Raw genomic sequence first — 2,122 nt, 5'->3', positions numbered from 1 at the left:
TATCTGGTGAGCGCTCAGGAGGGGTTGTGTGGCGGCGGGTGCGCTTGTTGGTGAGGCTTGAGCTTTGCTACTGACTTCTTGCACGGTCTCACGTTGTGTGCAACATGTACAGTCAAGAGACATCGGTAACAGAAGTCAAGAGACCTAGGTTACACTTTTTTAATGGGATATTAGTAGAAAAAAGCTACTATGCCTTTCAAAAAAGTAGATCCGATGGACCAGAAAAAATCCTTTTTACGAGATTACCTGAGTAGTAAATACTACTTTAATAGTCTTTGCGAGTCCTATTCGATTAGCCGCAAAACTGGCTATAAATGGATTAATAGGTTTAAAGAATTAGGTGAGGCGGGACTTGATTGTCGAACGAGTCGTCCTCGACTACTGGCTAACTCCGTGAGCCTTGATCTGGTAGCGGCTATTGTCAAACTCAGATCACCCACTCCACGTGCCATCTTAGGTGCCGGTAAAATTCGAAGTGAACTGTTACGGACTTACGCAACCGAAGATGTTCCGAGTCGGACTACGATCCATAACGTTTTAATTCGTCAGGGACTAGTGGTTCGTCGCAAGAAGCGGCGACGGACTTATGCGGTAAGCACTAAGAATGATCCGACAAGTTGTAACGAGATCTGGACGATTGATTATAAGGGACACTTTGAGATGGGTAATAAGCGCCGCTGTCACCCGCTGACGATCTGTGATTCATATGGTCGTTATCTTTTGAACGTTACGGGGCAGTATCGCGAGACGACCGCCAACGTAAAAAAGGTACTCCGCTCGGTGTTCCGAGAGTATGGGCAACCCCGGAAGTTGTTGAGTGATAACGGAAGATGTTTTGCTAGCATCCAGAGTCCATGCGGCTTTGGGGGGCTTGCTTACTGGCTCATTGATCATGGTATCGTTCCTATTTATAGCGATCCGGGCTGTCCGGGTCAGAATGGTCGGCACGAGAGAATGCACCGTGACATGAAGTCATATTGTTGTAAACCTGCTGCCAAGACACTTAGCAGTCAAAACCGGTTGTTGAACGAGTTCGGTCACTTTTATAATTATCAGCGACCTCACGATGAACTGGACGGTAAGTATCCAGGGGAGGTCTACGTGCCTTCCCTGACCAGTTTTGTGGAGAAGGTGAAGGGTGCGGAGTACGATGAGGATGTAATAGTGAGAAAGGTAACGAGTAATGGAGCGATCCGCTGGGGTCATGACGAGTGGGTGATGATCAACAGTTGCCTAAAAGGAAAAAGGGTAGGGCTGAAGCAAATCAGTGAGTCGACGTACGAGGTGTACTACCGACGGGTTAATCTGGGCTACTATGAGTTGGGCGATCAGGTGGAGAGTGGTCGTTATTATCGTCTGCTGTCAGACCGTGACTTCCCGCAGCGGGAGAGAGATCGTAAAGCCAAATCCCGTAAAGTAAGCGACGATTAATTATCAGTTCTCGTCCCCTCCGCTAAGTTCTTCCGGCCTGCGGCCTACAGAACTTAGCGGAGGGGACGAAGAAAATGACTTATATTTGAGTAATTAGCAAAGTGTAACCTAGGTCTCTTGACTTCTGTGTACACTGTCTTTGGTGCACAACAAAAAAACATAAAATGACAAGATTAGAGAAAGATAGATTAATTGCTTGGGTTGGATATTCAGATTGTAACATTAAAATATGGGGTCAGTATGAACGTCTTGCTGATTTCATATTTGAAGAATTTCCATCAACAAAAAGAAGGTTAGATGAAATATCGGTGCCAACTCTATTTGTCTTGTCTCATGCAATTGAATTAGCTCTAAAAGAAAATATAATATTCTTTTTGAAATATCATAAATCTATCCATCTAAAGAAATTTGATAACATGGCTCATCTTTTAAAAAGCCATAATCTAATTAATCTATCAGAGGAATTTAAAATAGGATTTTATAGACTGCATAAGTTAGCGGAAGGTGATGATAGTATTAAAATAGAATTTAATAAATACTTTGAACAACTTACGAGACTGAATAATATCCTCCAAAGGAACACTGAAACTTATAGCTAAGTACCCGGACAATATTATCTTAACATTTGATCTAGACTAAACTCAATATTAAATAGTCCGTCTCCATAACTATCTAATATGGCACCGATACG

The 2,122-nt window shown here is 43.1% G+C and carries 2 protein-coding genes; both read left to right on the top strand.

The window, feature by feature from the left end; all coding sequences use genetic code 11:
• The first annotated feature begins 189 nt into the window (after window positions 1–189).
• A complete protein-coding gene (locus GGR27_RS20340; RefSeq protein ID WP_168040638.1) occupies window positions 190–1,431 on the top strand; it encodes a DDE-type integrase/transposase/recombinase in 1,242 nt (413 codons plus the stop codon).
• Window positions 1,432–1,595: 164 nt separating this feature from the next.
• Complete coding sequence (locus tag GGR27_RS19720; RefSeq protein WP_168040636.1) at window positions 1,596–2,030, top strand: hypothetical protein; 435 nt, start codon at window positions 1,596–1,598, stop codon at window positions 2,028–2,030.
• The last annotated feature ends 92 nt before the right edge of the window (window positions 2,031–2,122 follow it).

Origin of the sequence: Neolewinella antarctica, assembly GCF_011927835.1 — a bacterium.
GTDB classification, from domain to species: Bacteria; Bacteroidota; Bacteroidia; order Chitinophagales; family Saprospiraceae; genus Neolewinella; species Neolewinella antarctica.
This window is presented reverse-complemented; position numbering and strand designations above follow the sequence as displayed.

Bases quoted from the DNA above. Each gene is read 5' to 3' on its own strand.
- GGR27_RS19720 (WP_168040636.1), top strand. From the start codon at position 1,596: ATGACAAGATTAGAGAAAGATAGATTAATTGCTTGGGTTGGATATTCA.
- GGR27_RS20340 (WP_168040638.1), top strand. From the start codon at position 190: ATGCCTTTCAAAAAAGTAGATCCGATGGACCAGAAAAAATCCTTTTTA.